Annotated in this window: 22 protein-coding genes and 1 riboswitch; of the genes, 14 read left to right on the top strand and 8 right to left on the bottom strand. The window is 61.0% G+C overall.

Going from position 1 to position 23,936, the window contains the following annotated elements:
• On the top strand, positions 1-762 hold the full coding sequence (locus FHS83_RS01580) for an SDR family oxidoreductase (RefSeq protein WP_167080196.1): 762 nt from the start codon (positions 1-3) through the stop codon (positions 760-762).
• Positions 763-813: 51 nt separating this feature from the next.
• Here FHS83_RS01580 and FHS83_RS01575 read toward each other — a convergent pair whose 3' ends face one another.
• Together FHS83_RS01575 and FHS83_RS01570 are read right to left on the bottom strand one after the other, a co-directional pair.
• Positions 814-1,884, bottom strand: a complete 1,071-nt coding sequence (locus tag FHS83_RS01575; RefSeq protein WP_167080193.1) for a ribonucleotide-diphosphate reductase subunit beta — start codon at positions 1,882-1,884, stop codon at positions 814-816.
• A 20-nt stretch (positions 1,885-1,904) separates the two neighbouring features.
• Complete coding sequence (locus tag FHS83_RS01570) at positions 1,905-3,734, bottom strand: ribonucleoside-diphosphate reductase subunit alpha (protein ID WP_167080191.1); 1,830 nt, start codon at positions 3,732-3,734, stop codon at positions 1,905-1,907.
• Between the two features lie 100 nt (positions 3,735-3,834).
• Positions 3,835-4,018, bottom strand: a riboswitch (cobalamin riboswitch).
• A gap of 86 nt (positions 4,019-4,104) precedes the next feature.
• On the opposite strand from FHS83_RS01570, the gene FHS83_RS01565 reads away from it, so the two are divergent.
• Both FHS83_RS01565 and FHS83_RS01560 read left to right on the top strand, forming a co-directional pair.
• A complete protein-coding gene (locus tag FHS83_RS01565; protein ID WP_167080188.1) occupies positions 4,105-4,575 on the top strand; it encodes a GNAT family N-acetyltransferase in 471 nt (156 codons plus the stop codon).
• Between the two features lie 189 nt (positions 4,576-4,764).
• On the top strand, positions 4,765-6,525 hold the full coding sequence (locus FHS83_RS01560) for a methyl-accepting chemotaxis protein (protein WP_167080185.1): 1,761 nt from the start codon (positions 4,765-4,767) through the stop codon (positions 6,523-6,525).
• Here FHS83_RS01560 and FHS83_RS01555 read toward each other — a convergent pair.
• Entirely contained in the window at positions 6,522-7,412 is an 891-nt protein-coding gene (locus tag FHS83_RS01555; protein ID WP_167080182.1) for a LysR family transcriptional regulator ArgP, read from the bottom strand. The two genes, FHS83_RS01560 and FHS83_RS01555, sit on opposite strands and share 4 nt — an antisense overlap.
• A gap of 96 nt (positions 7,413-7,508) precedes the next feature.
• Here FHS83_RS01555 and FHS83_RS01550 point away from each other — a divergent pair, with 96 nt between their 5' ends.
• A complete protein-coding gene (locus FHS83_RS01550) occupies positions 7,509-8,117 on the top strand; it encodes a LysE/ArgO family amino acid transporter (RefSeq protein ID WP_167080178.1) in 609 nt (202 codons plus the stop codon).
• A gap of 266 nt (positions 8,118-8,383) precedes the next feature.
• On the opposite strand, the gene FHS83_RS01545 is transcribed toward FHS83_RS01550, so the two are convergent.
• Positions 8,384-10,261, bottom strand: coding sequence for an ABC-F family ATP-binding cassette domain-containing protein (locus tag FHS83_RS01545; RefSeq protein WP_167080176.1), 1,878 nt, complete (start codon positions 10,259-10,261; stop codon positions 8,384-8,386).
• Between the two features lie 78 nt (positions 10,262-10,339).
• Between FHS83_RS01545 and ndk the strand changes: the two genes are divergently transcribed.
• The 3 genes from ndk (at position 10,340) to FHS83_RS01530 (ending at position 12,027) form a co-directional block, all read left to right on the top strand.
• Complete coding sequence (gene ndk / locus FHS83_RS01540; RefSeq protein ID WP_167080174.1) at positions 10,340-10,762, top strand: nucleoside-diphosphate kinase; 423 nt, start codon at positions 10,340-10,342, stop codon at positions 10,760-10,762.
• A 115-nt stretch (positions 10,763-10,877) separates the two neighbouring features.
• Entirely contained in the window at positions 10,878-11,699 is an 822-nt protein-coding gene (locus tag FHS83_RS01535; protein WP_167080172.1) for an SDR family oxidoreductase, read from the top strand.
• Complete coding sequence (locus FHS83_RS01530) at positions 11,692-12,027, top strand: GIY-YIG nuclease family protein (RefSeq protein WP_167080170.1); 336 nt, start codon at positions 11,692-11,694, stop codon at positions 12,025-12,027. The genes FHS83_RS01535 and FHS83_RS01530 overlap by 8 nt, the downstream gene beginning before the upstream one ends.
• A gap of 255 nt (positions 12,028-12,282) precedes the next feature.
• Here FHS83_RS01530 and purN read toward each other — a convergent pair whose 3' ends face one another.
• Together purN and purM are read right to left on the bottom strand one after the other, a co-directional pair.
• A complete protein-coding gene (gene purN / locus FHS83_RS01525; RefSeq protein ID WP_167080168.1) occupies positions 12,283-12,888 on the bottom strand; it encodes a phosphoribosylglycinamide formyltransferase in 606 nt (201 codons plus the stop codon).
• Positions 12,885-13,952 (bottom strand): phosphoribosylformylglycinamidine cyclo-ligase, encoded by a 1,068-nt coding sequence (purM, locus tag FHS83_RS01520; protein WP_167080166.1) that lies wholly within the window; start codon positions 13,950-13,952, stop codon positions 12,885-12,887. The genes purN and purM overlap by 4 nt, the downstream gene beginning before the upstream one ends.
• Before the next feature lie 222 nt (positions 13,953-14,174).
• Here purM and FHS83_RS01515 point away from each other — a divergent pair, with 222 nt between their 5' ends.
• The 6 genes from FHS83_RS01515 (at position 14,175) to FHS83_RS01490 (ending at position 20,667) form a co-directional block, all read left to right on the top strand.
• Entirely contained in the window at positions 14,175-15,581 is a 1,407-nt protein-coding gene (locus FHS83_RS01515) for a DUF1800 domain-containing protein (protein WP_167080164.1), read from the top strand.
• Between the two features lie 5 nt (positions 15,582-15,586).
• The gene (locus FHS83_RS01510) at positions 15,587-16,777 is read left to right on the top strand and encodes a DUF1501 domain-containing protein (protein ID WP_167080162.1); all 1,191 of its coding nucleotides are present in this window, start codon (positions 15,587-15,589) and stop codon (positions 16,775-16,777) included.
• A 437-nt stretch (positions 16,778-17,214) separates the two neighbouring features.
• Positions 17,215-18,204 (top strand): cysteine synthase A, encoded by a 990-nt coding sequence (gene cysK / locus FHS83_RS01505; RefSeq protein ID WP_167080160.1) that lies wholly within the window; start codon positions 17,215-17,217, stop codon positions 18,202-18,204.
• A 181-nt stretch (positions 18,205-18,385) separates the two neighbouring features.
• Positions 18,386-19,453 carry a DUF2066 domain-containing protein gene (locus tag FHS83_RS01500; protein ID WP_167080158.1) on the top strand — a complete coding sequence of 356 codons (1,068 nt, stop codon included), beginning with the start codon at positions 18,386-18,388 and terminating at the stop codon, positions 19,451-19,453.
• On the top strand, positions 19,414-20,016 hold the full coding sequence (locus tag FHS83_RS01495) for a CDP-alcohol phosphatidyltransferase family protein (protein WP_167080156.1): 603 nt from the start codon (positions 19,414-19,416) through the stop codon (positions 20,014-20,016). The genes FHS83_RS01500 and FHS83_RS01495 overlap by 40 nt, the downstream gene beginning before the upstream one ends.
• Positions 20,017-20,667 (top strand): P-loop NTPase family protein, encoded by a 651-nt coding sequence (locus tag FHS83_RS01490; RefSeq protein ID WP_167080154.1) that lies wholly within the window; start codon positions 20,017-20,019, stop codon positions 20,665-20,667.
• A gap of 257 nt (positions 20,668-20,924) precedes the next feature.
• On the opposite strand, the gene FHS83_RS01485 is transcribed toward FHS83_RS01490, so the two are convergent.
• Together FHS83_RS01485 and FHS83_RS01480 are read right to left on the bottom strand one after the other, a co-directional pair.
• Positions 20,925-21,239 carry a type II toxin-antitoxin system RelE/ParE family toxin gene (locus FHS83_RS01485; protein ID WP_167080153.1) on the bottom strand — a complete coding sequence of 105 codons (315 nt, stop codon included), beginning with the start codon at positions 21,237-21,239 and terminating at the stop codon, positions 20,925-20,927.
• 2 nt (positions 21,240-21,241) lie between these two features.
• Positions 21,242-21,496 carry a ribbon-helix-helix domain-containing protein gene (locus tag FHS83_RS01480; protein ID WP_167080151.1) on the bottom strand — a complete coding sequence of 85 codons (255 nt, stop codon included), beginning with the start codon at positions 21,494-21,496 and terminating at the stop codon, positions 21,242-21,244.
• Between the two features lie 241 nt (positions 21,497-21,737).
• Here FHS83_RS01480 and FHS83_RS01475 point away from each other — a divergent pair, with 241 nt between their 5' ends.
• The gene (locus tag FHS83_RS01475; protein WP_425061522.1) at positions 21,738-23,936 is read left to right on the top strand and encodes an RNA degradosome polyphosphate kinase; all 2,199 of its coding nucleotides are present in this window, start codon (positions 21,738-21,740) and stop codon (positions 23,934-23,936) included.

The raw sequence follows: 23,936 nt of genomic DNA, 5'->3' as shown, positions 1-23,936 counted from the left end.
ATGCATCTCACCGGCAACACCATTTTTATCACGGGCGGCGGTTCGGGCATTGGCCGCGGCCTTGCCGAAGCCTTTCACAAGCTCGGCAACAAGGTCATCATCGCGGGCCGCCGCAAGGCTGCGCTGGAAGAGGTGAGCAAAGCCAATCCCGGTATGGCTGCGCTCGAACTCGACATCACCGATCCGAACAGCATTGCTGCGACCGCTGAGACGCTGATCCGCGATTACCCGGACCTCAATGTGCTGATCAACAATGCCGGCATCATGCCGTTCGACGATCCGGCGGAGGAAATCGACGACCGCGTGGCGACCGCGATCATCAATACCAACCTCTTGGGTCCCATCCGCATGACCTCGGCCCTGATCGCGCATTTGAAATCCAAGCCGCGCGCGGCGGTGATCCATAACACCTCGGTGGTGGCCTATCTGCCGCTGGCGGCCAATGCGGTCTATTCGGCGACCAAGGCAGCGCTGCACAGCTACACGCTCACCCAGCGCTTTGCCTTGCGCGAGACCGGCGTGAAGGTGCTCGAAATCGCCCCGCCATGGGTCGATACCGATCTCATCTATAAGAGCGGTGATCCGCGCGCCATGCCGCTCGACGCTTTCATCGCCGAAACCATGGCAAAGCTCGGCACCGAAGCGGACGAAATCTATGTCGATGCGATTGCGGCGATCCGCGATAATCCGGGCGTGAATGAACACGCGCTGATCAACGCCTTCAACCAAAGCCTGATCGATAATCCCATCCCGGTGGGGTGAAACAAAAAAGGCCGGGAGCGATCCCGGCCTTTTCGTCTATCTGGGAAAAACTTATCCCGCCCGTTTGTCGAACATGGCCCAGACGCCGTCTACGCCGTCCCAGGCGCCAAGGCTGGAGGCTTTGGAATATTCGGTGGCGCGCTGTTCGAAGAAATTGGCATGCTCGACGCCGTTCAACACTTCCACCAGCCAGGGCAGGGGATGGGCCTTGATCTGCTTATAGCCCGCTTCGTTCTTCTCGAAATGGCCGAACAGCACCGGCAGCTTCAGCTGCGTCAGGCGCCAATCGGCGATGTAGCGGACATAGGCCTTGATATCCTCGGCCTTCATGCCCTGCACGCTGCCAAGCTCGAAGGCGAGTTCCACGAAACGCTCTTCGAGGCCCACCATGGTCTTGGCGACATCCATGATGTCGTCCTTCACGGATTTGGAGAGGGCGCCGGTCTCCGCATTCCAGGCATGGAAGAGCTGGATCATGGCATCGCAATGCAAGCTCTCATCGCGCACCGACCAGGTCACGATCTGGCCCATGCCTTTCATCTTGTTGTAGCGCGGGAAGTTCAGCAGCATCGCGAAGCTGGCGAAGAGGGCCATGCCTTCGGTGAAGGCGCCGAACATGGCAAGCGTGCGCGAAACGTCCGCCACCGTGCCGACGCCGAAAGTGTGCATGTAATCGGCCTTGTCGCGCATCGCGGCGTAATCGCGGAAGGCTTCGAATTCGACCTGCGGCATGCCGAGGGTTTTCAGCAGCAGCGCGTAAGCGTCGATATGCACCGTCTCCATATTGGTGAAGGCGGCCATCATCATCTGGATTTCCAAAGGCTGGAAAATCGGCAGATAGCGCTTCATGTAGTTGTCGGCGACTTCGACGTCCGACTGCGTGAAGAAGCGGAAAATCTGGGTGAGGAGGTTGCGCTCGTTGTCGCTGACGCGATCCGAGGCCCAATCCTTCACGTCTTCGCCCAGCGGCACTTCCTCGCCCATCCAATGGACCTGCTGCTGGCGCTTCCAGTACTCGTAAGCCCAGGGATAGCGCTCGACATTATAGGTGCCGGAAGAGGTGAGAAGGCCGATGCCGCTTTTGCCGATCAGCTCGAGCGGATTGAGATGCGAGATTTCCATATGGGTGCTCACTGGCGAACTTACTGGCAGGCGAGGCATTCGTCGTAATTGGTGGGGGCGGCAGCTTCCATCGCGGCCGTCTCGTGCTTGTCGCCCGCGAAGGCGGCGCGCTGCACCGACTTGGAGCGGCAGTAGTAAAGGCTCTTCAGCCCTTTCTCCCACGCCGTCCAATGCAGCATGTGCAGATCCCACTTCGAAACATCGCCCGGCAGGAAGAGGTTGATCGACTGGCTCTGGCAGATATAGGGCGCGCGGTCGGCGGCCAAATCCACGATCCAGCGTTGATCGAGCTCAAAGGCGGTGCGGAAGACGGCTTTCTCGTCGTCATTGAGGCAGGCGAGGTGCTGCACCGAGCCTTCGGCGGCAATGATCGACTGCCAGGTTTCCGGCGTATCGGCGCCACGCTCGGCCAGCAGCTTTTTCAGATGCGGATTGCGCACTGAGAAGGAGCCCGAGAGCGTTTTGTGGGTATAGACATTGGCCGGGATCGGCTCCACGCAAGCGCTTGTGCCGCCGCAGATGATCGAGATGGAGGCCGTCGGCGCGATCGCGAGCTTGTGCGAAAAGCGCTCCATCATATGGCGTTCGGCGGCATCCGGGCAGGCGCCGCGCTCTTCGGCGAGGATCTTGGAGACCTTGTCGGCCTCTTCGCGCAGCTTCTTGAAGATGCGCATGTTCCAGGATTTGGCGAGCGCGCTTTCAAAGGGAATGCCGCGGCTCTGCAGGAAGGAGTGAAAGCCCATCACGCCCAGCCCGACCGAGCGTTCGCGCAACGCGCCATAGGCAGCGTGTTCCATGCCCTTCGGCGCGCCATCGATAAAGGCGGTCAGCACGTTATCCAGGAAGCGCAGCACGTCTTCGACAAAGCCCGGCGCCACGCTCCATTCTTCCCAGGTCTCGATATTGACCGAGGAGAGGCAGCATACGGCGGTGCGCATCTCTCCAAGGTGATCCTCGCCGGAAGGCAGCGTGATCTCGGCGCAGAGGTTGGAGGTGCGCACCTTCAGCCCCAGCTCTTTTTGATGCGGCGCCAGCGCCTTGTTCACCGTGTCGATGAAGAGCAGATAGGGCTCACCGGTCTGCAAGCGGATTTCGAGAATCTTCTGCCAGAGCTGGCGGGCGGAAATCTCGCGCAGCACTTCGCCCGTCTTGGGGCTTTTCAGGCCGAACATCTTGTCTTCCTTCACCGCTTCCATGAATTCGTCGGTGATGGCGATGCCATGATGCAGGTTCAGGCTCTTGCGATTGAAATCGCCCGAGGGTTTGCGGATTTCCAGGAACTCTTCGATTTCCGGGTGATGCACATCGAGATAGCAGGCCGCGGAACCACGGCGCAGCGAGCCTTGGGAAATCGCCAGGGTCAGGCTGTCCATCACGCGGATGAAGGGGATGATGCCCGAGGTTTCGCCGCAGCCGCGCACGGTTTCGCCGATGGAGCGCACGCCGCCCCAATAGGTGCCGATGCCGCCGCCATTGGAGGCGAGTTTCACATTCTCGTTCCAGGTATCGACAATGCCATCCAGCGTATCGGGCACGGCATTGAGGAAGCAGGAGATGGGAAGCCCGCGGGTGGTGCCGCCATTGGAAAGAATCGGCGTGGCCGGCATGAACCACAGCTTGGAGATGGCATCATAAAGCCGCTGGGCATGGGCGGTGTCGTCGGCATAAGCGCAAGCCACGCGCGCGAACATCGCCTGGATGCTTTCGCCCGGCAATTGATAGCGGTCGGCGAGGGTGGCTTTGCCGAAATCGGTGATCAGCGCATCGCGGCTGTGATCGAGAATAATCTCCGCCGGATTGGGCGGGGTGCGCAGCAAGGGACCATCAAATCGGCGGGGATGCACAGTCATACTTCGGTCTCCATCACGGCGGTCATTCGTGAGCGGGACGCCGAAGGATGCCAAGAACCATGTTCTTGACCTTCCCGCGGCCCAATTGGTGCACCCCGCCCAGGGTCGTTTGCTCTCGGCAGGTCTCCTGGCTCGCGGGTCAAAGCTCTGCATCGCCTTCCCAGCCTTTTCAGGCCAGTGGCGGTCAACAAGCTCGCCGCTTACAGTTGCGGGGGCAGCGCCATATGGCTTCCCTCTTAGCCACTAGATATTGTACCTAGCGGACCGAAGCGGCTACATATTGTGGTGTCTGGGAGCCGACGTCAAGAACTATATACATTCTAACCGGGGAAAAGCGGCGCGACGCACCCCTGTTTTTTAGGGGGCGGGCATGGCGCTGACAATACGAAAAGCGGGGCCGCAGGACGTGAAAACATTGGTCCGCCTCAACCGCCCGGTTCAGGCGCTGCACCATGACGCCCAGGACTGGCTTTTTAAGGCGGAAACTGAAGACGCCGCTCTCGAGGCCTATTTCGCGAGCGTGATCGCAAACCCCACCCACACGATTCTTATGGCTTTTTGGGATGAGGAGGCTGCGGGCTATCTCTTCTATGAAGCGCGGGAGCGGCCAGCCTCGCTCCTCACCAAGGCGAACCGCAGTCTCTTCATCCACCACTTAAGCGTGGACGAGGTGCACCGGCGCAAAGGCATTGGCCGGGTGCTGATGGCGGCGGTGGATTTGGCGGCCGATGGCTTCGATTTCGTGGAGGTGGATTTCTGGTCCTTCAACGGCGAGGCGCGCGAATTTTATGCGGCTTGTGGCTATGGCGTAAGCCGCGAGCGCTGGTGGAAGCGGCGCTGAGCCAGCGCCTTCTGATCCACTACTTTATGGGGTGTGTGGCGCGCGCCATTTCCACCAACTGATGTGCTGTATTACGTACAATTCCAGAGGCCGTATCCCGCTCCGGTTTAGGAGTTCTTTGCAATCGCTCTCGCAATCTTGGGTCGCAATCTGCTGCCGCCTCGCGGCTGACGGGCCAAGGACGATAGGATGCGCCTCAGCGATTATTCGGTGAACACCAAAGTTATAGTTGCCTTCGGCTGCATTCTCGCAGCGATGATCGGCTTTGGCGTCTTTTCGCATTTCTGCACCGCTGCCGTGAACGATGCGGCACAGGAGCTCGGCTTCAAGAACGTGCCGAAAACGCAGCAGCTTGCGGGGCTGCGCTATAACTCCACGCGCTTTCGCGCGATCCAAGGCGCAATGCTGCTGGCCAGCACCCCCGAGCAGCGTTCCGCCGCACTAACACGCTTGAAGGACGTCCGCGCTACGGTGAACGGCTTGACCAAAGGTGCCACTGCCGCGGCCGAAAACGATGCGGAACGCGCCATCGCCGGGCGTATCGCGCAAGCCTGGGGCGTTTACAATCCAAGCCTTGAAAAACTGCAGGAGATCGAATCCACCCAGGGCGCTAAGGCCGCTGCGGCTTATTACGACGGCCCCTTGCAGGCCGAGTTTGACACCTTACGCAACGAAGTGACCGCCGGGCTGGATTTCTACAAGACCCAAGCGGGTGTGATCGCCAAGAAAAGCCACGACGCCTATGGCTTCGCCGATATCGGAAATTATGTAGCGATGGCTTTCGCAAGCCTGCTCGCGTTGATCGCGGGTTGGGTCTTGAGCCGCAGCGTATCCCAGCCGCTCACCACTCTATCTGGTGTGATGCAGGAGTTGACGCGTGGACGGATGAATACGGAAATTCCTTATGCAGGCGGCAAGGACGAAGTGGGCGCGCTGGCCGATGCCATGGCCGAGTTCCGCAATCAGCTGAATGCGGCTGAACGGGCCAAGGAAGAACAGACCCAGCTCATCGTCGCCAGTGTTGGCATGGGGCTGGAACATCTCGCCAAGGGTGATCTCACACATCGCATTGATGTTGCCCTGAGCGGGCCCTTCGCCAAGCTGAAGAGCGATTTCAACACGGCTGTGGGGCGACTGGAAGAAACCTTGCAGCGCATTTCCGCACACTCCCGCGAAATCTCCAGCGGCGCGGGCGAAATATCCTCGGCCACCGACGCCCTGTCGCTGCGCACGGAGCGTCAGGCCGCGAGCCTGGAAGAAACCGCGGCCGCGATGGAAGAGATCACCACCACGGTGAAGCGCACCGCCGCAAGCTCGCGCGATGTCGATAAATCCATCGCCGCGGCATCGGCAGATGCGGCAGAGGGGGGACGCGTGGTCGATAGCGCCATCAAGGCTATGGATTCGATTTCGCAATCCTCCAAGAAGATCACCGACATCATCGGCGTTATCGACGAGATCGCTTTCCAGACCAATCTTCTGGCGCTGAATGCCGGAGTAGAAGCGGCGCGCGCGGGCGAGGCGGGCAAAGGCTTTGCCGTGGTGGCAAGCGAAGTGCGTGGTTTGGCTCAGCGTTCCGGCGAGGCCGCCAAGGAGATCAAAACCCTGATCCAGGCTTCCAGTGCGTTTGTTGCGGATGGTGTGGAGCTGGTGGGCGAATCCGGTCAGGCGCTGCGGCGTATCGTGGGGCAGGTGCAAAGCATCGCCACTTTAGCGCAAGGCATGGCGAAAGCGGCGGAAGAGCAGGCGGGCGGCGTCGGCGAGGTCAACTCCGCCGTCGCACAGATGGATCAGATGACCCAGCAGAATGCCGCCATGTATGAAGAGGCTTCTGCGGCTGCGAAGAACTTGGCGCATGAAACGCTGCAACTCGATCAGGAAATCGCTTTTTTCCACGTCAGCGGCATGGCACGGCATGCCGCCTCGATGAAGCTCAGGAAAGCGGGCTAGGCCAGCAATTCCTTTCGCGCTGTGGTGACGACGTTTTGGGTGAGCGCGCTGAGGCGGTCGGCGGCCACCCGGCTCACCTGCCAATAGAGCGGAACATCCAGCACGGCGCCGGGCGCCAGTTCGACTAGTCGCCGCGTGGCCAGATGCTCACGGATAAGCAGTGCGGGATTCATGCCCCAGCCCATGCCGAGCAGCGCCGCATCGACAAAACTTTGCGTTGCGGGCAACCAATGGGCGGGAAAAGCGACTGCGCGCCCCAGCACCTGGCGAATCCAGCGATGTTGCAGCCGGTCTTTCTGATTGAAGATCAGCCCCGGCGCCTCGCTCAAGGTTTTCGCGGTGACGCCTTTGGCGAAATAGCGCTTCACAAAGGCGGGGCTGGCGGTGGCGTGATAGCGCAGCTTGCCCAGCGGGATGACACGGCAGCCCGGCACCGGATTTTTGAACGAGGTGACCGCCGCCACCACGCGGCCGCGCGCCAGCCAATCGGCGGTGTGCTCCTGATCGTCCAGCGCGATGTTGAAGAGAACATCGCTTTTTTCTCCAAACGGCGCCACGGCTTTGAGGAACCAGGTCGCGAGGCTATCGGCATTGGTGGCGACCGACAGGGTGACGCGATCCTGGTTGAGTTCCAGCGCGGGCAGTTCGGCGGCGAGTTCTTTTTCCAGAAGGCCAACCTGTTCGATATGGCGGCAGAGCGCGGCGCCTTTGCGAGTGGCGGTGCAAGGCGTGCCGCGCGCGATCAGGACCACACCCAAGCGGTCCTCAAGCTGTTTGATGCGCTGGGAGATGGCCGACGGCGTCACCGCCAGCGCCTTGGCAGCGGCTTCGAAACTTCCGGTCTGGGCCACCATGGCGACGGCGCGGGCGGCGGGATAATCGATCATGGATTAGCTGCGCTTAATCTGGATTAGGAGAATTAAATAGCCTATTGCCGCGCGCGGCACTAGGACCTCTCCGGTAATAGTGCTGTAGGCGTTGACATGAACATGGCGGTCTTTTTCTCGGGGCTTTTGATGGGGCTGAGCCTGATCGTGGCCATTGGGGCGCAAAACGCCTTTGTGCTGCGCCAGGGCCTGCGCAATCGCCATGTTTTCTGGGTTTGCCTTACCTGCGCGCTTTCCGATCTGGTGCTGATCATCGCCGGGGTGACGAGCTTCGGCAAAATCGCGGCGCTGCTGCCTTGGGTCAGTCCCGCCATGCATTATATCGGCGGCGCCTTTCTCTTCTGGTATGGCTTCAAAAGCCTGCGCGCAGCGCTCCGCTCCAATGCCGCGCTGATGGCGGCGCAAGGCGAAGATGAGGGGCTGAAGAAGACGCTCATCGCCTGCCTCGCCATCACCTGGCTCAACCCGCATGTCTATCTTGATACGGTGGTGCTGCTCGGCACGATCTCAACCGGCTTCAAGGGTGCCGAGGTCAGTTTCGCGGCGGGGGCGGTGACGGGCTCATTCCTGTTTTTCTTCGCCCTCGGCTATGGCGCGATCCTGTTGCAGCCGGTCTTCGCCAAAGCCAGCGCCTGGCGCGCCCTCGACGGCAGCATCACACTGGTGATGTGGGGCATCGCCGCAAAACTGGTGGCGGGGGCATGAGACCGCTGCCCTCTTGCGTGAAACCCCTCTCCCCTCGTGGGAGAGGGCGCAAAATCTTGCGCTTAGCGGCGTGCAAGATATATCGGTTCCGCACCCTTCGCCGCTAAGTGCTAGATTTTGCGGGTGAGGGGGAACGCGCACCATGCCCCCTCACCTGAAAAATCATCGGGGTTAGCGTCGCGCCTTTCGTGCCAAGCCAGGCACTTTTGTGGCGCAACACTAACCCCGTGATTTTTCTTCCTCTCCCACGAGGGGAGAGGGCCTGTCTATTCCCCCATGGCTTCCTGATATTCCTCGCTTAAGACCAGCCAGCGTTCTTCGGCGGCTTCGAGTTTGCGCGCGGCGTCGGCGCGTTGTTTGGAGACGGCTTGGCCTTTCTTGGGGTCCTGCACAAACAGCAGCGGATCGGCGAGGGCCTTGTCGAGTTTGGCAATCTCTTTGGTGAGATCGGCGATCTGATGCTCGGCGGCGTCCACCTTGTCCTTCAGCGGCTTGAAGCGGCGGCGGCGTTCGGCGGCTTCCTTGCGGGCCTCTTCCTTGGTCAGCTTGGGTGCCTCTTCGGTTTGCGCTTCTTTGACCGGCGCATCGGGCGTTAAGAGGAATTTGCGATAATCATCAAGATCGCCCTCGAACGGCGTCACCTTGCCATCGGCCACCAGCAGCAAACGGTCGGCGGTGGCCTCTAACAAGCGGCGGTCATGGCTGACCAGCACCACTGCGCCGTTGAAGTCGTTCAGCGCTTTCAGAAGCTCGTTGCGCGCGTCGATATCCAGATGGTTGGTCGGTTCGTCGAGGATGAGCAGGTTCGGGCTATCGAGCGTCACAAGCGCCAGCATCAGCCGCGCCCGCTCACCGCCGGAGAGCGAGGCGACTTTGGTCAGTGCCTTGTCGGCGGAGAAGCCGAAACTGCCAAGCTGAGTGCGCACCTGTTGCGGCGTCCATTGGCGGCGTAGTTCCGCGAGTGTCTCCACCGGCGTCAGATTGCCGTCCAGTTCTTCCAGCTGATGCTGCGCGAAATAGCCGGGCACCAGCTTCTTGGCGGAAATCACTTCGCCACGCATGGGCTGCAGCCGCCCCGCCAGCAATTTTGCGAGGGTGGATTTGCCGTTGCCGTTCTTGCCTAAAAGCGCGATGCGGTCTTCGGGATCGAAGCGCAGATTGATGCCGCCCAAAATCTGGCGCCCGTCATAACCGACCGCGGCATTGTCGAGCACCACCAGCGGCGGCGAAGCTTCGGTCGCAGCGGGCAGGCGGATCGGCGCCACATGCTCGTCCACCGGCAGATCGATCTTCTGCAAACGCTCCAGCATTTTGAGGCGGCTTTGCGCTTGCGTGGCTTTGCTGGCCTTGGCGCGGAAGCGATCAACAAAGCTTTGCAAATGCGCGCGCTGAGCATCCACCTTCTTGGCGGTGGCTTCATCCAAGGCCCGCTTCATGGCGCGGGTTTCTTGGAAAGTGTCATAGCCGCCGGTGTACAGCGTCAGCTTGCCAGCCTCGAGATGCAGGATGAATTCGGCAGCGCTGTTCAAAAGATCGCGGTCATGGCTGACGATCAGAACGGTGCCGCGATAGCGCTTCAAGAAGTCTTCCAGCCACAACACGCCTTCCAAATCGAGGTAGTTGGTCGGCTCGTCGAGGAGGAGGAGGTCCGGGGCAGAGAACAAGACGGCCGCGAGAGCCACGCGCATGCGCCAGCCACCGGAAAATTCCGAACAGGGGCGAAGCTGCTCTTCCGGGCCGAAGCCGAGGCCCGCCAGAATTTCGGCAGCCCGGGCCGGGGCGGAATATGCGTCAATCGTGTGAAGCCGGGCATGGATATCGGCAATGGCGTGCGGATCTTTTTCCGTCTCGGCCCGGGTGAGGAGGTCAGCGCGCTCTTTGTCGGCGGCCAGCACGGTATCGATCAGCGACATCGGGCCCGAGGGGGCTTCCTGGGCCAAGGCCCCCAGCCGCCAATCCTTCGGAATGGAGGTTTCCCCGTCATCGGGGTGCAAAAAGCCCTGGATGACCTTCAAAAGCGTGGATTTGCCCGCGCCATTGCGCCCCACCAGGCCGATGCGGCGCCCGGCGGGCAGGGTGGCGGTTGCGCCATTCAGGATCACCCGGCCCGCGATACGGACCGTCACATTATCGATAACCAGCATGGGGGGCTTTTAGCACGCCTTGCGCCGGTGCAAAGGCCACCTGTATAAGCCCCCCGAAATTCACCCACGGAGCATCACATGGCCACCGAACGCACGCTTTCCATCATCAAGCCGGACGCGACCCGCCGCAACCTGACGGGCAAGATCGTCGCCCGCTTCGAGGAAGCCGGTCTGCGCGTTGTGGCCTCCCGCCGCATCCAGCTCTCCGAAGCCCAGGCGAAGGCCTTCTACGCCGTCCACGCCGAGCGCCCCTTCTACAACGATCTCGTCAAGTTCATGATCTCCGGCCCGGTGGTCGTGCAGGTCCTGGAAGGCGAAAACGCCGTTGCCAAGAACCGTGAAGTCATGGGCGCCACCAACCCGGCCAACGCCGCCGCTGGCACCATCCGCAAGGATTTCGCCGAGTCGATCGAAGCGAACTCCGTCCATGGTTCGGACAGCGCCGAGAACGCCGCCAACGAGATCAAGTTCTTCTTCTCCGATCTCGAAATCGTCGGCTAATTCCAGCTCGCGCGATTTTCTGACAGCCGGCCCTGGGTCAACCTGGGCCGGTTTTGTTTTATCACCTCCTGATTGCTAAACTTCGCCGCTAAATCGACTCACAGGTGCGCGCGCGATGAACGGCAAGACGGTAGTGATCACGGGCGGCACCTCGGGCATTGGCGAGGTGGCTGCGATCCGCCTTTCTGAAATGGGCGCTAAACTCGTGCTGGTGGCGCGGGAGGAATCGCGTGCGCTCGCGACACTCGCCAAGCTGAAAGGCGAGGGCCACAGCTATCATCTCGCCGATCTTTCTTCTCTTGCATCAGTAAAACATCTCGCCAGTGAAATCCGCTCTGCGCATGAAAGCATTGATGTGCTGATCAACAATGCGGGCGGCTATTTCGATACGCGGCAAGTGACGGTGGATGGGCTGGAACGCACGTTTGCCGTCAATCATATGGCTTATTTTGTTTTAACGGCGGGGCTCTTCCTGAATTTCAAACCCGGTGCTCGGATCATCTCCACCGCGTCGGATGCGCATCGTATGGCCAAGATCGATTGGGACGATCTGCAATCCACGACGGCGTATAAGGGTTTCACCGTCTATTCCAACACCAAGCTGATGAATATCCTTTTCACGCTGGAGCTGGCCAAGAAGCTGGAAGGTTTAGGTGTTGCCGCGTTCGCTCTGCATCCGGGCTTCGTCAACACGCGTTTCGCCGATAACAATGACAGCGGTTTTGCGAAATTTTTTCAGTTCCTGAAAAAGTGGATTGCGATCACGCCGGAAGAGGGCGCCAAGACGATTGTGCATCTGGTGACCACGCCCGGCATTGAAAATCTGAGCGGCAGCTATTGGGCTAAATGCAAACCGTCAAAGCCCCGCAAAGCCGCACAAAACGAAGCCGATGCAAAGCGGCTGTGGGAGATATCGGAGAGAATTGCCCATGGATAATATGCGCAGGAAGGAGCTTATCCGCGCTGCTAAGGAAGCCACACCGCGCCAGGGAATTTTCGCGGTGCGCTGTGGTGTGACCGGCACGGTCTGGGTCGCCAAATGTACCGATCTTGATAAGCGCAAGGCGGGGCTGTGGTTTCAGCTCGGCATGGGCGGCTTTCCGGGCAAAAGCTTGCAAGCCGCGTTCAGTGCGCATGGCGAAGCGGCGTTTGCTTTTGTGGAGCTGGAAGAGGTGCGCGACGAGAACGAGCTTCTCCTGCCGCAGCTTCTGAAAGAACGCGAAGGCCATTGGCGCAAAGAGCTGGACGCTGAAGCGCTGGTGTGATGCTTCCACCTCCCTCAAGGGCAATCGCTTCTAGAGGAGTTAACCCAAGCTGTCATCCCGGCCGCAGTGCGCATTGCGAAGCAGTGCGCGCGCAGAGCCGGGACCCACTTCGACGCTTTTCAGATTTCTGAGTGGGTCCCGGATCGCGCCCAAGTGCCAGATAACGCGATCTTCGCGGGCGCGTCCGGGATGACAATATGGGGCTCGAAAACCCACGTGCGATAGCCCTGCCCTCAAGGGGAGGTGAGAGCGGTTTTACCCAAACACCGCGCGATCGGCTTCGAGGCGTACTTTGCCTTCAGCGAGCATGCGTAAGGCTGCGGGATAAAGCTTGTGCTCCTCGACCAGCACGCGGGCGGCGAGGGTGTCGGGGGTGTCGCCGGTTTCGACCGGCACGACCGCCTGCGCGATGATCGGCCCGGCATCGAGTTCGGGCACCACGAAATGCACCGTGCAGCCCGACACGCGCACGCCCGCCTGCAGAGCCTGCTCATGCACATGCGTGCCTTTGAAGAGCGGCAGAAGCGAAGGGTGGATATTGATCAGTTTGCCCATCCAGCGGGTGGCGAACCAATCCGACAGAATGCGCATGAAGCCCGCCAGGCAGACGATATCGATGCGGGTTTCTTCCAAATGCGCGCTGACGGCGCGATCGAAGGCCTCGCGGCTATTGAATGCCTTATGGGGCACGATTTCGGTGGCGATGCCCGCTTCCGCCGCGAACTGAATGCCCGCTGCCGAGCCGATATTGGAGACCACCAGCGCGATCTCGACCGGAGAATCCGGTGCCGCCGCCGCCGCAATCAGGGAGCGCATATTCGAGCCGCGGCCTGAAATGAGGATGGCGACGCGCTTCTTCATAGTTTCAGCTTTCCGACTGGAACGACCTTGCCTTCGCCAGACCCGGAGATGAGCTTGCCGATCACCGAAGCGCTCTGGCCGACGCTGGCGAAGGCGTCCACCACGGCTTGCGCATCGGAAGGCGTCACCACGGCGATCAGGCCGATGCCGCAATTGAAGGTGCGCAGCATCTCGGCATCGCCAAGGGCCGCCGCGCGGGCGAGCCAGCCGAAGACCGGCTTCGGCGTCCAGCTTGAAAGATCGATTTCAGCATCAAGGCCATCGGGCAGGCAGCGCGGCACATTCTCGGTGATGCCGCCGCCGGTGATATGGGCAAAGCCCTTCACCGTGCCCGCCTTCATCGCGGCCAGCGCGCCCTTCACATAGAGCGCGGTGGGGGTGAGAAGAGCCTCGCCCAGGGTCTTGGGATTTTCGAAGGTGGCGCAGGAATCGTAGGAGAGGCCAAGCCGCTCCACCACCCGGCGCACCAGCGAGAAGCCGTTGGAATGCACGCCGGTGGAGGCAACGCCAATGATCACATCGCCCGCCGCCATCTCCGCCTTCTTCGGCAGGATGGTGCCGCGCTCCGCCGCGCCGACCGAAAAGCCTGCGAGGTCGAAATCATTAGGGGCGTAGAGGCCGGGCATTTCCGCCGTTTCGCCGCCGATCAGGGCGCAGCCGGACTCCTTGCAAGCGCGCGCGATGCCTTCCACCACCTTGGCGGCGGCATCGACCTTGAGCTTGCCGGTCGCGTAATAGTCGAGGAAAAACAACGGCTCTGCGCCCTGGACCACGAGGTCGTTGACGCACATGGCCACGAGATCCTGGCCGATATTCTCGTAAATGCCCGTTTCGATGGCGATTTTCAGCTTGGTGCCGACACCGTCGGTGGAGGCGACCAGCACCGGGTCCTTGAAGCCCGCGGCCTTCAGATCGAAAAGCCCGCCGAACCCGCCGAGCTCCGCATCCGCACCCGGACGGCGCGTGGCCTTGGCGGCCGGACCAATGCGCTCCACCAGCGCTTCGCCGGCATCGATATCGACGCCTGCATCCTTATAGGTGATGGGTTTGGTCTCGTCGGCCATTAACGGGTGCTCTTTTGGGATCACGCACCCTTTAAGACCCCTGGGCCGGTGGGGCAAGCAGGCGAGGCACCGCGCGCACAGATTCCTGAGGTGGTGGGACATCGTAAAGGTGGGTATAATATCCTAACTGTGGCGATTATTTAAGAATTTGACGCAGTGTTGTCTCGACGGAGGCACAAGCGTGGGGCGTTAATTCTTCCAGCAGCCACCGAGGCGAACCCCATGTCTCTTGAAGGTGCTCTTGCAGTTCATCGATTCGGACTAGGCGCGCGCGCGGGTGAAATCGCGTCCGCCTCCAACGATCCCAAAGCCTGGCTCTTGGCCCAGCTTGGCCCCGCCGATCAGCCCACCCCTGTTTTGCCTGGCAGCGCGCTTTTGCGCACGGGGCAGGTGGTAGCCGATGAGCGGGAATTCCACGCGCAGGAAAAGCTGCTGCGGGCGCAGCGCAAAAACGGGCAGGTGGATGACGAGGCGCTGAAGGCGCTCAACAAAACCCGCTACGACAAGATTCAAGGCGAACTCGCGGCCCGCTTTGCGCTTGGTTTCAAGACCGAGCGGCCTTTTGCGGAACGGCTGGTTTGGTTCTGGACCAATCATTTTGGCGTCTCGAGCGCCAATGGCGATTGCACGCCTTATCTCGGTTCTTTTGAACGCGAGGTGATCCGCCCCAATATAGCAGGCAAGTTCGAGACCATGGTGGTCGCGGCCATGCGCCATCCCGCCATGCTCTATTATCTCAACAACGTCCAATCCATCGGGCCGAATTCGCCAGTGGGCCTGCGCAGCAAGCGGGGTCTCAACGAAAATCTTGGCCGCGAGCTGATGGAGCTTTTCACCCTCGGGGTCGATGGTGGCTATACGCAAAGCGATGTCATCGCCATGGCGAAGCTTCTGACTGGCTTCGGTGTTGATAATGATGGCAACGATACGCATCCGATCAGCGATGACGGCTTCCGTTTCTATGCCAATCGCCATGAGCCGAGCGATGTGGTGTTGCGCGGCAAGACTTATAAATCCGGCGAAGAGGGCACCATTGCCGCCATCACCGATCTGGCGCGCGATCCTTCCACTGCCCATCATATCGCGGTGAAATTCGCCACCGCCTTTCTTTCCGATAAGCCAACGCCGGGCATGATCAGAAGGCTGGAGGAGAATTTCAAACAGACCGGCGGCGATCTGCGCGCGCTGGCCGAAACTGCGATCAGCGATCCACATGCCTTTGCGCCCGGCCTCGTGAAAGTGCGCAGCCCCGTCGAATACGTCACTGCCGCGTATCGTTTGCTCGATATTCCGAAAGCTGGAATGAAGCCGGATCAAGCCACGGGCTTGGTGCGCAGCGCCATGGGCGTAACGCGGCTGATGGGCGAGTTTCCCATGTCGGCGCCATCGCCCAAAGGCTGGCCGCTCGAAAGCGATGCCTGGTCGGGGCCGGATGCGGTGCTCACCCGCATCGAATGGGCGCGTCAGATCGGCCAGCGCATTCCCCCCGCCGCCGATGTCGTGGCGCTTGCTGCCCAAGGTCTTGGACCCTTGATGAGCGAGATGACTTCCACCGGCATTTTGCGCGCCTCCTCTAAGGCCGAGGCAGTCGCCTTGCTTATTGCCAGCCCCGAATTTCAGAGAAGGTGAACGTCATGATCGACCGCCGCAGTCTTCTCTCTTCCATGGCCGCTTTGGGCCTGACTTCCACGCTGACCACCAACGCCGCCTTCGCTGCGGTGCCAGGGGATCGCCGCCTTGTGGTGGTGATCTTGCGCGGCGCCTTGGATGGGCTCGCCGCCGTGCCTGCTTATGGCGATCCCGATTACGCGAGCTTACGCGGCAGCCTTGCACTGTCGAAAACGGGCGCCAATGCGCTGCTCGATCTTGATGGCTTCTTTGGTCTGCATCCGGCACTGGTCAATTTCAAAGCCTATTACGATGCCAAACAGCTTGCGGTGTTTCACAACGTCTGCACGCCCTATCGCGACCGCTCGCATTTCGACGGCCAGAATGTACTCGAGGGCGGCGGGCTCACGCCGAATATGATGCATGATGGCTGGCTCAATCGCGCTTTGGTCGCGATGGGCGGCAAGAAGGGCGTGGAAGCGCTTGCGGTGGCGCCGACGCCGCCTTTGGTCCTAAGTGGCAAGGCCCGCGCTTCAAGTTGGATGCCGGATACATTGCCGGAACCCGATGATGCCTATTTCACCCGCGTCGCGGCGCTTTATGGCAATGACAAACTTCTGGGCCCGTCGCTTCAAAGTGCGATGGCGCTGCGGGCGCAATCGAAATCCGCCATGGATGATCCCTCCAACAAGAACAAGCCCAAGGCTGATCTCATGCCGCTTTTCCAAGGTGCTGGCCGCTTGCTCGCCATGCAAGATGGTCCGCGTATCGCGGTGCTCGATCCTTCTGGCTGGGACACCCATGTCAATGAAGGCGCGGGCGATGGGCAATTGGCGCGGCGGCTTTCGACGCTGGACAGCGCCATTGATGCGATGAAGATCGCGCTGGGACCGGCCTGGAAACAGACGGTTGTTGTGGTTGCTACCGAATTTGGCCGTACCGTGAAGGTCAATGGCTCGCTCGGCACCGATCACGGCACCGGCGGCGCGGCTTTTGTGCTGGGCGGCGCGGTTTCCGGCGGCGCTATCCACGCCGAATGGGTGGGGCTCAAGCCCGATGCCTTGAAAGACGGCCGCGATCTGCCTGCGCGAAGTGATTTGCGTTCGCTGTTCAAAAGCGTTCTCGCCGAACATATGGGTGTGTCGCGTGCCGCGCTGAATGGTTCGGTTTTCCCCGACAGCGGCACCGTGAAGCCGATCAAGGGGCTGGTGGCGTAGTGCGTGCTTCCGCCTTCGCTGGAGCTTCGGTGGGATAAGTCGAGGCCGCGCAGGGCCAGGGCTATCGTTTTTGGGTGAATTAACCCAAACTGTCATCCCGGCCGGAGTGCGGGAAGCGTAAGCGAACCGCACGTAGAGCCGGGACCCACTTCGACAATGTTCAGATGTCTGGGTGGGTCCCGGATCGCGCCCTCGTGTCAGATGACGCGATCTTCGCGGGCGCGTCCGGGATGACAATACAGGGCTCGCAAACCCAAGTGCGATAGTCTTGGCCCTCTCGGGGAGGTTAGGCACCAATCACGCACTGTTCCAATCCACACCCTCCCCACTGTTGTATTCTATAATCTCTATCGAACTACTGGACATTAAGCGCGGTCCGCGCTAGCTTCGCTTCAACATTGCTCGCCAAGCGAGTCCGCGACCAGAAGGAGAAGCTCATGTCCGTCGCGTTTGCTGAAAGGCCGGTCTTTCGCGTTCCCGGGCGCGGACGCATTTATAATTCCGTCACCGACACGATTGGTGACACGCCGCTGGTGCGTCTGGCGCGTCTGCCCCAGCAGGAAGGCGTGAAGGCGAACATCCTCTTGAAGTTGGAATTCTTTAATCCCATCGCTTCAGTGAAGGATCGCATCGGTGTCGCCATGATCGATGCTTTGGAGCGCGAGGGTAAGATCGCGCCGGGCAAGACCACGCTTGTGGAGCCGACCAGTGGCAATACCGGCATTGCGCTCGCCTTCACGGCGGCGGCGCGCGGTTATCGCTTGATCCTGGTGATGCCGGAATCTTTTTCCATCGAGCGGCGCAAGATGCTGACCCTCCTCGGTGCCGAACTCGTCTTGACACCGGCTGCAGGCGGCATGAAAGGCGCCATCGGCAAAGCGCAGGAACTCCTCAACACCATTCCCGATGCGGTCAGCCCGCGTCAGTTCGAGAACCCGGCCAATCCCGAAATCCATCGCCGCACCACGGCGGAAGAAATCTGGAATGATACCAAGGGTGATATCGACATCCTGGTCGCAGGCTCGGGCACGGGCGGCACCATCACCGGCATCGGCTCGGTCTTGAAGAAGCGCAAGCCCTTGAAGGTGGTCGCGGTGGAGCCGGAAGATTCCCCGGTGCTCTCAGGTGGCGCCCCAGGCCCGCACAAGATCCAAGGTATCGGCCCGGGCTTTGTGCCTGCGGTGCTCGACCGCAGCATCATCGATGAGGTGGTCACGGTGTCGAATGAATCCGCGCTGTCCACAGCGCGCAAACTGGCACGGCTGGAAGGCCTGCCGGTGGGTATCTCTTCCGGTGCGGCGGTTTCTGTCGCGTTTGAAGTGGGGCAGCGCCCCGAGAATGCGGGCAAGACCATCGTGGTGATCGTTCCTGATTTTGCGGAACGCTATCTCTCGACGGCCTTGTTCGAAGGTCTCAGCGTGCCGTGATGTTTTCTCCCGAGTAGTCTCCCCGAACTTGGCGGGCCCTTCGCGGCCCGCTTTTTTTATGTAGAGAGTTTGATGACGTTTGGTTGAACGCATTTGTCCCAGGCAGACCGCCCAGTGATGGTGGCTTTCATAGCGCGACGGGGGCCGGTATAGTCCGCGCCGTTCAGAGCGGGTCTAGAGAATGCGTGGCTTTTTTCGGGGTTTGGCATTGGTTGTGGCGGTTGTGGGGGCTTGGGCCTTGGCCCCTGCCGCTTGGGCCGAGAATACCTTCGAGGTGGCCAATATCCATGTCGATGCCTCCGGCAAATCCGTCGAGGAAGCCAGGATATCGGCCATCGCGGCCGGGCGCCCGGTGGCCTGGGCGACGCTGTTCCGCCGCTTGACCCGTCAGGCCGATTGGACCCGCCAGCCGGTGATCGATCCCGCGCAGATGCAAAAGATGGTGATCGGCTATTTCCCGATCAACGAGCGCCGCTCCACCACCCGCTATGTCGCGGACGTGACCTACACCTTCAATCCGGAAGCGGTCGCGCGCGTGCTGCAGGCCGCCAACATTCCTTACACCTCGGTCGCGGCTAAGCGCATCCTTCTGGTGCCGCTTGCGCCCGGCTATGCCCGCAATTCGGCCTGGACCCAGGCTTTTGCCTCGCCGCGTTTTGCCATGGCCGCGGTGCCATTCGGCCTGCCGCCGGGGGATGCTGCTGACGCCGCCGCCCTCAACGGCCTCAACATCGATACCGCCACCTGGGATCACCTCGCTCCCGTCGCGGCCAAGCTGAAGGCGAGCGAAGCCGTGCTGGTCTTGGCGCAAGCCTTCGGCAACAAGCTGATCCTCTCGGTCAAGCGCGTTGGGGCAGGGGAGTTGCCGGTCAAGCAGGTGGTGGAAGTGCCCTTGCTGCAAAATGTTGTGGCGACCTATCCCGGCGCCGCCGATGCGGTGATGCGCGTCGTCGATGACATGTCGAAGAACCAGAAGGTGGTCGACTATAGCCAGAAGGGCAAACTGATCGCCGATCTGCGTGTTGCCTCGCTCGCCCAATTCGCGGCGGTGGAAAGCACTCTTTCTGCGGTGCCGAATGTGTCCAACGTGAACGTCGCGGCGATGGATATCGGCCAAGCGCGGCTCGTCATTTCCTATCTTGGCTCGCCGGAGCAGTTGAAGGCGGCCTTGAGCCAGGCTGGTCTGGTGCTTAGCCAACGGGGCGGGGCATGGCAGCTCTCCGCCGGGACGGCACTGGCAACCCCATGAGCGCTGTGCTCCGTCAGGCCCCTAATATCCTTTCCGGCTTGCGCTTGGTGGCCGCGCCCGTGGCCGCGTGGCTGATCCTCAACGCCTATGACATGGCGGCGCTGATGGTGTTTGTCTTCGCGGGGCTTTCGGATGCCGCCGACGGCTATCTCGCCAAACGTTTTGGGCTCGCCTCGCGCTTTGGCGCCATTCTCGATCCCGCCGCCGATAAGCTTCTCATGCTGGCGAGCTTCCTTTCGCTGGCCGCCGTGGGCGCGGTTCCGGTCTGGCTGACGGCGCTGGTGATAGGGCGCGATCTTGCCATCGTGGCGGGTGTTGCGCTGGCGCGGCTGCTTTCGATCCCGCTGGAAGTGCGCCCGCTTTATGTCGGCAAGGCCTCCACCGTCATCCAGGTGGTCTATATCGCCCTGGTGTTGCTGCTTCTGACCCTGCATGAGCCCCCGCCCATGGCCGAGAAAATCGGCGAGGTCAGCGTGACGGTGCTGGCGGTCTGGTCATTTCTCGCTTATGCCCTGGTGTGGCTCAAAGCGGCGCTGGCCCCGCAAGGCGATGGCGCAGTCTGAATGTCGTTCCAGATTCCTCTTCCTTTGCCCGCGCGGGCCCGGCTTGGCCGTTCGGAGTTCATCACGGGACCCGGCAATGCGGCCGCTGTTGCCTTGATCGATACCTGGCCCGCTTGGCCCGCCCCCGCGGCGGTGCTTTATGGCCCCTCGGGCTCGGGAAAATCGCATCTGGCGGGTGTCTGGGCGGAGAAATCCGGCGCCGTCATCCTCTATGCCTCCGACCTTGTGCCCGAAACGCTGACGGCTCCCATGCCGCTGGTGATCGAGGGGGTGGACGAGGTTCTGCCGTCGCCGGAGATCGAGCAGGTGCTTTTCGCTTTCCTGGAACGCGGACACAGCTTGATCCTGACGGCCCACACCCCGCCATCGGCCTGGAAAAACACCATTCCCGACCTGCGCTCGCGCTTCGATGCGCTCTTGGCTTTTCCGCTTTGGGAGCCGGACGACGCGCTCTTGCAAGGCCTCGCCAAGAAGCTCTTCGCTGATCGCCAATTGCAGGTGCCTGACAGTGTTATCGCCCAGATGATCCGCGCCCTGGAGCGCTCCCCCGCCGCGGTGCGCGATTTTGTGGCCAAGGCGGACGAGGCGGCATTGGCGGAGAAGAAGCCCGTCACATTGGGTCTCATCCGCAGCCTTTTGGCGAAAGATTAAGGCGTCGGCTTTCAGATGGAGGCATTTCAATCCTCCCCGTGAGGGAGGGTCGAAAAGCGCGAGAGCGCTTTTCGGGGGAGGGGTATGTCGTAGCCAATTCAGCACGTGAAGATGATTAGGCCCGTTCGGTGTCCCCATTTCTGCTCTTTTTTAAGCGCCACGACAGACCCCTCCCCGAAATTTCCGCTCGCTGCCGCTCGCGATAAATTTCGACCCTCCCTCAAGGGGAGGGTGATCTCGTTCGGATATTCGCCGCACTAATCTCCAAACACTTCGCGCAAACGTCCCACCTGATGCATGCGCACATGCAAAATGGTGACGATGCCGATGTCGCCCGTCGACAGCCGCCGCCAATAGACGATGTGCCGCTCATATCGGAAGAAGAACCCGTCCACGCCGAATTCGGCTGGGATGGGTTTTGAGGTGACGCCGTGCGTTTCGATCTTCTCGAAAGCCGCAAAAAGGCCGGTGATATAGCGCTCGGCCTGTTTCTGGCCCCAGCGCTCACGGGTAAAGCGATAAATCTCATCCAGGCGATGAGACGCCGCCTCCTGAATACGGATGGCGCGCATCTTCAAGCCTTGTTGCGAGCAATGACCTCAGCCGCGGTGAGCGGCTTGTAGCTGTCTTCCGGCGCCGCGAAGGCGCGGGTCAGTTCCGCCTTCAGCCGGTCGAAAGCTTCGCGCTCCACCCGTTCCTTGTCGCGCCGGATAAGGTCGCGGATGTATTCGCTGACATTCTCATAGGCGCCGTGCTCGCCGACATTCTCGGCGACGAACTCGCTGAGCACGCCGGAAAGGCGCACCGTCATGGTGGTGGTTTCGGCCATATCCGGCCTCCCTAAACGGTTGTATTCAATATAATCAAAAATGAATACGGCCTCAAGCAGGGTTGATGGGACCCAGTCTCACCTTCTGGATCTCGATAAAAACACCTCAGCAACCAAGTCAGCCTATATATGACGCCTCCACCGGGTGCGTGCGCATGACACGGCCTGACTTTTGCTTTACCTTGATCAAAGAATCCGCGGTAAGTGGTTGATGGAAAAAGATAACGTCATAGACGCGCCGGTGGATGCAGAGTCCGCCCTCAAAACGGTAATGACGGCTAGCGAAGCGGTGAAACCCGCGATTGCGCCGACCTCGCCGGAGCGCTTCATCAATCGCGAGACCTCCTGGCTGGCCTTCAATGGCCGCGTCCTGCAAGAGGCGCAGAACAAGCGTCATCCGCTTCTGGAGCGGGTGCGGTTTCTCTCGATTTCCTCCTCCAACCTCTCGGAGTTTTTCATGGTCCGCGTTGCGGGCCTGTGGGGCATGGTGAAGGAAGGCGTAGCGACACTTTCGGATGATGGTCTGAGCCCGATCCAGCAGCTTTCCCAGATCACCGAATTCTCCAACAAGCTGATGACCGACCAGCAAAAGGTCTGGGGTGGCTTGCGCAAAGAGCTGACCGAGAATGGCATCGCCGTGATCAGCGCCAAGCAGCTGAAGGAGGGTGATCGCGCCTGGCTGGATGCGCATTTCCATGAGCAGATTTTCCCGGTCCTGACGCCGCTCGCCATCGATCCGGCCCATCCATTCCCCTTCATCCCCAATCTCGGCTTCACCCTCGCGCTCAAGCTCAACCGCGCCCGCGATGGCCGCGTGGTGATGGCGCTTCTGCCGGTGCCGAGCCAGCTGCAGCGCTTCATCCGCCTGCCGGGGCGGGGCAAATCGGTGCGCTTCATTCCGCTGGAAGATGTCATCGAGCTTTATCTCGACCGCCTTTTCCCCGGCCATGCCGTGAAGGGCTCGGGGCTTTTCCGCGTCATCCGCGACAGCGACGTGGAAGTCGAAGAAGAAGCCGAAGATCTGGTGCTGATGTTCGAGTCGCTGCTCAAGCGGCGGCGCCGCGGCTCGGTGATCTTGATGACCTGCACCGCCACCATGCCGGATGATCTGCGCCAGTTCATCGCCGATCACCTCGACCTCAAGGATGAGGAAGTGGTGCGGGTGGAGCAGATGCTGGGCCTGGCCGATCTTTCGCAGCTGATTCTGAAAGAGCGGGCCGATCTGCTCTTCAAGCCCTTCGTGGCGCGCTTCCCGGAACGTATCCGCGATCACGGCGGCGATTGCTTTGCGGCCATCCGCGCCAAGGACATCATCGTCCACCATCCCTTCGAGAGTTTCGATGTGGTGGTGCAGTTCCTGCGCCAGGCCGCGGCCGACCCCGATGTGGTGGCGATCAAGCAGACGCTCTATCGCACCTCGTCGAATTCTCCGATTGTCAGTGCCCTGATCGAGGCGGCGGAAAGCGGCAAGTCGGTCACGGCGCTGGTGGAGCTGAAAGCCCGTTTCGACGAGGCGGCCAATATCAAATGGGCGCGCGACCTCGAACGCGCGGGCGTGCAGGTGGTCTATGGCTTCATCGAGCTGAAAACCCACGCCAAGGTGAGCTTGGTGGTGCGCCGCGAGAGCGGCCAGCTGCACACCTATGTCCATTTCGGCACCGGCAATTACCATCCGATCACCGCGAAGGTGTATACCGACCTTTCGCTCTTCAGCGCCGATCCCGCTTTGGGCCGCGATGCCGCCCAGCTTTTCAACTACGTCACGGGCTATGCCGAGCCGTCGGGGCTCGAGAAGATTGCGGTCTCGCCGCTGAATTTGCGCGAAACCCTGCTGCGCCATATCGATGAAGAAATCGAACACGCCAAGGCAGGCCGCAAGGCGCAGATCTGGCTGAAGCTGAATTCGCTGGTCGATCCCGACATGATCGATGAGCTTTATAAGGCGAGCCAGGCGGGCGTGAAGATCGACATCATCGCCCGCGGTATCTGCTGCCTGAAGCCGGGCGTGCCGGGGCTTTCCGACAATATCCGGGTGAAGTCCATCGTCGGCCGCTTTTTGGAGCATGGCCGTATCGTCGCTTTCGGTCAGGGCCATGGCCTGCCGCATCCCAAGGCCAAGGTCTATATTTCCTCCGCCGACTGGATGCCGCGCAACCTCGACCGCCGCGTCGAAGCCTTGGTGCCGATCGATAATCCCACCGTGCATCAGCAGGTGCTGGATCAGATCCTGGTCGCCCAGATCAAGGACACGGCGCAGACCTGGCATATGAAAGCGGATGGCAGCTACAGCCGCGATGAAGCGGCCGGTACCGACGCGGCCTTCTCGTCCCACACCTATTTCATGACCAACCCAAGCCTTTCCGGCCGTGGCCGTGCCTTGCGCATCAAGCAGCCCAAACCGATCGTGATTCAGACCGCCATTCCGACCAAGCCCGAGTGA

The organism is Rhizomicrobium palustre (assembly GCF_011761565.1).
GTDB classification, from domain to species: domain Bacteria; phylum Pseudomonadota; class Alphaproteobacteria; order Micropepsales; family Micropepsaceae; genus Rhizomicrobium; species Rhizomicrobium palustre.
The sequence above is the reverse complement of the archived record's forward strand: the minus strand, read 5'-3'. Positions and strand labels throughout refer to the sequence as shown.